Source organism: Limnobacter parvus, from assembly GCF_024623725.1.
GTDB classification, from domain to species: Bacteria; Pseudomonadota; Gammaproteobacteria; order Burkholderiales; family Burkholderiaceae_B; genus Limnobacter; species Limnobacter parvus.
This window is the reverse complement of record NZ_JANKHG010000026.1, coordinates 219,687-226,159: the sequence shown is the minus strand read 5'-3', so window position 1 is coordinate 226,159 and position 6,473 is coordinate 219,687. Positions and strand designations below refer to the sequence as shown.

6 protein-coding genes and 1 pseudogene are annotated in these 6,473 nt (G+C 48.9%); 2 read left to right on the top strand and 5 right to left on the bottom strand.

The annotated features are described in order from the left end of the window. Window positions 1-743, bottom strand: a pseudogene (locus NSP04_RS13670) (hypothetical protein); the annotation flags it as partial. Between the two features lie 84 nt (window positions 744-827). Beyond that, complete coding sequence (locus NSP04_RS13665) at window positions 828-2,090, bottom strand: DUF445 domain-containing protein (RefSeq protein WP_257512909.1); 1,263 nt, start codon at window positions 2,088-2,090, stop codon at window positions 828-830. A gap of 185 nt (window positions 2,091-2,275) precedes the next feature. On the opposite strand from NSP04_RS13665, the gene NSP04_RS13660 reads away from it, so the two are divergent. Next, window positions 2,276-3,517 (top strand): DUF445 domain-containing protein, encoded by a 1,242-nt coding sequence (locus tag NSP04_RS13660; protein ID WP_257512908.1) that lies wholly within the window; start codon window positions 2,276-2,278, stop codon window positions 3,515-3,517. A 70-nt stretch (window positions 3,518-3,587) separates the two neighbouring features. On the opposite strand, the gene NSP04_RS13655 is transcribed toward NSP04_RS13660, so the two are convergent. Next, window positions 3,588-4,526: an alpha/beta fold hydrolase gene (locus NSP04_RS13655; protein WP_257512907.1), complete on the bottom strand. Its 939-nt coding sequence runs from the start codon at window positions 4,524-4,526 to the stop codon at window positions 3,588-3,590. A 204-nt stretch (window positions 4,527-4,730) separates the two neighbouring features. Here NSP04_RS13655 and NSP04_RS13650 point away from each other — a divergent pair, with 204 nt between their 5' ends. After that, complete coding sequence (locus tag NSP04_RS13650) at window positions 4,731-5,507, top strand: ferredoxin--NADP reductase (RefSeq protein WP_257512906.1); 777 nt, start codon at window positions 4,731-4,733, stop codon at window positions 5,505-5,507. A gap of 72 nt (window positions 5,508-5,579) precedes the next feature. On the opposite strand, the gene NSP04_RS13645 is transcribed toward NSP04_RS13650, so the two are convergent. Next, window positions 5,580-5,972, bottom strand: a complete 393-nt coding sequence (locus NSP04_RS13645; protein WP_257512905.1) for a carboxymuconolactone decarboxylase family protein — start codon at window positions 5,970-5,972, stop codon at window positions 5,580-5,582. Next, window positions 5,962-6,423: an SRPBCC family protein gene (locus NSP04_RS13640; protein WP_257512904.1), complete on the bottom strand. Its 462-nt coding sequence runs from the start codon at window positions 6,421-6,423 to the stop codon at window positions 5,962-5,964. Before NSP04_RS13640 ends, NSP04_RS13645 begins: the two co-directional genes overlap by 11 nt. Window positions 6,424-6,473 lie beyond the last annotated feature (50 nt).

Below are 6,473 nucleotides of genomic sequence, written 5' to 3'. Positions count from 1 at the left end.
GCATCCAAAGGTGTTCCGGTTGGGCCATCTGAACCACCGCCACCTGCGCCGCCTGCGGCACCGCCCAACGTTCCCAATGCATCAGCCAGCGGTTCGGTTACAGCAACCAGGGGCGTGCCTGCCAAAGCATCAAGCACAGGATCAAGAACCACATCCAGCGGGGTACCAGTTGTACCACCAGTGTCGCCACCGCCATCACCATCACCACCGCCTGTACCGCCATCGCTTCCACCCACCGTGCCGCCGCCAGCTGAACTCGTTGGGCCTGAACCTTCATCGTCACTGGAAGACGCCAATAAACCCAAACCCACCGCGCCTGCACCAACAGTCGCAATGCTTCCCATGGATCCGCCCGCCAGCAATCCGCCGCCGAATAAACCGAACATTCCGCCTTCGGCGCCAGCTTGCTCAACCCCATTGAGCTCAACCATGTCAGCAAAGTCAGGATCAAGATTGGCGATTGTTACCCCATCATCAGACAAGGCCTCGAACACCATCGCGGGTTGACCATTTTTCATCGTTGTATCAACAATCACGCTGCCAGTGGGAGCAACCAATAAGTTGCCAATGGGTTCGCCGTAACTGTTGGCCAAAATGATAGAGGCTCTGCCTGAATCACTCGCGGTAATTACATCGCCTGCCTTGATCGCATCGCCTGAAACCAAAGACCGGGTTTCACCATCGCGCATGATGCTGACCGGGCCCTCTAATTCATTGACCGAACCGATTACTAGTGTGGACATGTCGCCTCCGAAAACTGGGTGTTGTGTTGTTGGATTTGTAAGTAATACTCTGACCCGTTGCGGACGGATTCAAAACCAAAGGGTTTAAATTAAAAGTAGCAAAAGCCCCGCCAGAATTGCCCCCCAGAAAGCGCCGATTAAAGGCATCATCCATTCATAACGGGAGAAAACGGGTCTAAGTGCTTTCTCAAACTCCATGGCAGGCAATGTGGAAAGTCTTTCAATAATGACTTCTTCAATTCGCAATGTGTCATTTAAGTAGACACGCGCCGCCATCAAATGGGCCTCCAGTTTACTGGCAAAAATTTTGGCGGCATCCCGCTTAATGGCTACCCACTGCTCTGCCCCCAATATGGCCACCAGCAAAGGTTTAATTCCACTGGACTCCAAATCCATCACCCGCTGGACATGATAATCAATCAGGGAGCCTAAATTTTTAGCATTCGGACCACGGCACAGCGACAGAACAATGTTTTCAGTTGTCAAAACATCCCTGGCCGCAGTTTGGGCAAACAATTCAGAAATGTGTCGCTGATCCCGGAAGAAAAAGCCAGTGAATTTGCCCAAGCGGATAGTGCCGTGATCTGGGTGAAAGAACAAACTTTCGAGTGCCAGTTCATTGACGATTGCTCCCAGCACGACACCAGTCACAACCAACCAATACCACGGCAAAGCAAACATGGAAATTCCCGCGAGCAGAAGCCCTACGACCAAACCCGCAACCAGTGAAAACCGTATTAAATAGGCCATGGGATCTTTCCCAGCGCTTTTAAACAGGTCAACCACCAAGAATGGCTTGCTGGTGACTACATCAAGCACCAGTGTTTTCAAACTCAAGTAATAAGCAGGCTTTTTTTGAAGATCAAGAATGATTTGCTTGGATACTTCAGGAACGATACCCCGGATCCTGAAAATAATTGAGTTTTGTAAGAAACTGGGAAGACTTTCCCACAAGGTCGGCTTGTGTTTCAACATGACCTCACGACACGCAAGGTCTGCTGTCTCCTGCATGGGCGGCGTCAAGCGATCTGACAAACCTTGTGCGGGAATTCGCTTGATCATTTCATCAAGTGGTAATAGCTTGTGGGTCATTAGGCGCACGGCAATTTCCGCCATCACTGACTTTTGATGGGGAACAAGACCCTGCCACCCAAGCCCTTCCAGGCCCAATTGATGTAAACCCAATTTACGAAACAGCGGGATACGCCAACCTTTGAACTCTTTGGGATTGAACATCAGCCACAAAGCTGACGCCTGAAAAAACCAGGCCAAACCTAGACCAGCCAATGCCATAAGCGCAAAAACGGCCCATATGGGCACACTTAAATGAGGAAAGGAAAAATCCAAAACGATCATCCTGAAGTAATTATTAAAATAATTGATCTAATTTTCATGCAGCGGCGTTTACTTTTAGATCGTTATACTTGCGAAAGAGACAAGACAGATTAGAAGCAGCCGTCCAAAATAATAAAACGACAGCGATATCTCTACACTTTACCAACAAAAAATAAAACTCTAAGGGGACACCTTTCATGGATTGGGGAACAATTTACGCTGACGTTCAGCAGAATTACCTGGTTTATCTCTCAATCCCTGTCGTTGCTGCACTTCTTGGTTATGTGACCAAGATCGCTGCGGTCAAAATGATGTTTTATCCGATGAAGTTTGTGGGCATTCCGCCATTTTTTGGCTGGCAAGGCATCGTACCCCGCAACGCACTGCGCATGGCGTCAATTGCAGTGGACACCATTACTACCAAGCTGGTGTCTGTTAATGAAGTGGTCTCTAAACTGGACTCCGAGCGGTTGGGCAAAGAACTGGAAGGCCCGGCAATGGAGGTGATCGAGACCATCATTCGCGAAGTCATGTCGAAACATCAACCACGCCTGTGGGAAAGTTTGCCCAACTTCGCGCAGAAAAAGTTAATCGACCGAGTTAAAAAAGATGTACCCGGTGTTATTGCCAGTGTCATGGAAGACATCAAAGGCAACATTGACGAAATTCTGGATTTGAAGGCGCTGGTCATTCGAATCCTGATGAAAGACAAGCACCTGCTAAACAGAATCTTTCAAGAAGTTGGTCGGGAAGAGTTCAAGTTCTTCGGCGTTTCTGGCCTGTATTTTGGCTTTATGATCGGCGTGGTTCAAATGGTACTTTGGGTGCTTTTGAAAGAGCCATGGATTTTGCCGGTTTTCGGTTTCCTGGTTGGTTTTATTTCAGACTGGATCGCCTTGAATATCTTGTTTGAACCCAAAAAACCCATCCCTTTTGGTTCTTACACCATTCAAGGTTTGTTCTTGAAGCGCCAACAAAAAGTTGCCGCCGATTATGCAAAAATTATTGCGAGAGACATTTTGACACCACAAACCATCATTGGCGAAATGGTGGCTGGACCACTTTCTGAAAGAGTGCAGAAAATGGTGGACGAGCGCGTGCGGGAAATGGTCGACAGCAAGGCCAGCATCGTAAAGCCTTTTGTTGTGATGGCCGTTGGGGCGGAATCATTCCAGCGTATGAAGCAAGATACCTCCGAAATGCTGATGGCGCGCCTCGCCGATGTCATCATGCATGCAGAAACCTATGTTCAAACTTCACTGGACATTGAGAACGTGGTGGGCAAGAAAATGCAGGCCATGACCCCGCTGGAATTTGAAGGCCTGTTGCGCCCGGTGTTCAAACAGGAAGAATGGATTCTGATTATGACCGGTGCAATCTTGGGCGGCTTGGTGGGTGAAGGTCAGCTGATGGTGATGATCAAGATGGGCATTATTTAATGCCGCCAATAGGTCAGCCGAGTCTGTGCAAATAACCACAACCTCGGCTGGATGTTTGTTGCTCTACTACTTACACCCTGGCTTTTACCAGGCCAGGATTCTCCCGACCAGTTTCCACAAATTCTACGAATTCCGACACACAGTTCGCCACCCATTCCGGATGGCTTTGGACAACCCAGTGTTGAGCGTCGATATCACGCCGCCATACATTGTGAGCATACGGGTAACATGACTCAACAAGCGCAGTAGTCACGAATTTGTCTTTGGTGGGCACCAGCAATTGCACGGGTACATCTGTTTGGCGCAAACGCGGATTGCTGATGCGCGGCAACATATTGGCGCGGTACAGGTTGATGCCGTTTACCCCGTCCTTGCGCTGAGTGGGATTCACGCCATGCTCTACTCCTTCCATTTTCTTCACAATGCCGGGCCAAGCTTTATCAAGACCCAACTTCCAGGCAGCAGGTGCAAGGAAAGGCAGCTGAAATGCATACACGTACCATGAGTGCACAAGCTGCCCCATCACACCGCCAAGGGCCTTGCGATTGTTGGCTGCAATCCCATTGCGCATCCACATGCCGATGTGGTCCAAACACGGGCCTGAAATACTGGTGTAGCTGGCGATTCTGGATTTCAGACGATGATCAGTTACGCTTTCCCAGGTTTGAATGGAACCCCAATCGTGAGCAAGCAAATGAACAGGCTGTGTGGGGCAAATTGCGCGCATCACAGCCTGCAAGTCTTCTGACAACTTGCTTAATGTGTAATCCCACATCCAGCCAGGTGCGCTGGAGTTACCACAGCCACGTACATCGTAGGTCACCACATGAAAGTGATGCTGCAAAATCTCAACCACCGGATCCCACACGGCGCTTGAATCGGGGTAGCCGTGTATCAAGATAATCGTGGGGTTGTGCGGCTCGCCGTGGCAACTTACCGCCAATTCCACGTCGCCGGAATGTACCACCATCTGGTTTGTTTGCCGCTGCTTTTCTTGTGTCTCTGTCATGGGGGTTGCCCTTCTTGAATATTGTTGTGTCTTGCTTTCGACTTCACTTTATAACCCCCAATGAAGCCTTATTCTTTCAACCTGGTTAGAGGAGCAACTCCAAATAAGCAAATAACTAAAAAATAGAATGACTTACAGCGTTTATTGGTGCAGTGCGTTATCATTGGCGCGATTGAAGAACTTACGAGAAGCCACGCCGCAACCATGTCAAACCTGATTCAAGAACAAGTCACGGAAGTCCATCACTGGAACGACACGCTATTCAGCTTCAAAACCACTCGAAGCCCAGGATTGCGTTTTCACAACGGTCATTTCGTTATGATTGGCCTTGAAATTGAGGGCAAGCCCCTACTGCGCGCCTACAGCATCGCCAGTGCCAACTATGAAGAACACCTTGAATTCTTCAGCATCAAGGTGCCCGATGGAAAATTGACTTCCCGTTTGCAGCATTTGAAGGTGGGCGACTCTTTATTGGTCGGCAAAAAGCCCACTGGCACATTGATTCTGGACGACGTAAAACCTGGCAAAAATTTGTTTATGTTCGGTACCGGCACTGGTTTGGCTCCCTTTATGAGTTTGATCAAAGATCCAGACGTGTACGAACGATTCGAGAAGGTTGTTCTCGTGCACGGTGTGCGGTACGTGAATGAGCTGGCTTACAGTGAATTCATCACAGAAGAACTTCCAAACAACGAGTTTTTTGGCGACATGGTTCGTGAGAAACTTTTGTATTACCCCACTGTTACGCGTGAAGAATTCAAGAATGTGGGCCGCATTACTACGCTGATGGAAAATGGCGCACTTTGTAATGACTTGGGTTTACCACCGCTTAACCCTGAAACTGACCGTGCCATGATCTGCGGCAGCCCCAGTATGTTGGCTGATATTCGCAGCATTCTGGATGCCAAAGGCTTTGTGGTGTCACCTGGCATTGGTGAACCCGGTGACTATGTATTTGAACGCGCCTTCGTAGAAAAGTAAGCGTTCAAGCTTCCATAAAAAAACCGGCTGCGAGCGTTAAAGCGTAGCCGGTTTTTTTACGTTTGAAACTTTTTATTTTTCCGCTTCAAGCTCTTCCAGCAAGGCCTTGGCGTGGCGCATGCTGTCCATGGCTGCGGGGAAGCCGCAATACACGCTGGCATGAATAATCAGTTCACGCAGTTCATTCGGCGTAACACCATTGTTGATGGCACCGCGCATATGCAACTTCAACTCATTGGGACGATTCAGCGCAATCAACATTGAAACTGTCGCAATACTGCGAATTTTAGGTTCAAGCCCATCGCGTGGCCACACCGTGCCCCAAGCGTACGCCGTTACAATGTCTTGCAGTGGTGCAGCAAAATCATCTGGATTCGACACAGCCTTCGCGACATAGTCTACACCCAACACTTTGGTGCGCATGGCTTTGCCGGTGTCGTAATTGGCAGGTTTGTTATTTGCCATATTTCTCCCCCAGTTTTTCAATGAATCGGTCCACCAGCCCATCAAACATGGTTTTAATAAAGCCAGGGGTTGCCGCTTTCAGCAGCATAGGTACTTTAATGTCTCGAAGCAGACCATTGATTTCAACTTCAATGTCGACATTGCTGCCATTGGGTTTGAATTGAAATACCCCAGACAAACTGGCGTTGCCCACGCCTTCCTTGGCTTTAAAACTGAGTCTGCCGTTGGCCTTGTCTACGGTATACACCGCGGCATAGTGCACTGCATGAGAAACGCCCATGGCGCCGATTGGTTTGAGTTTCCATTCGTAGGTGCTCTCGTCTAGCTTTTTCAGGCTTTCCATTTTTGGAAATATTGAAATTAAAGGTTCGATCGCTTCCAGGTCAGCCAGTACTGCGTCGTAGTTCAAGGCCACCGAGGCTGTCTTATCCAATGAAAGTTTACTGTCCATGTCAAAATCTCCTGTAAGTCAAAGCGTGTGCCAATGTGCTGGAGTACACT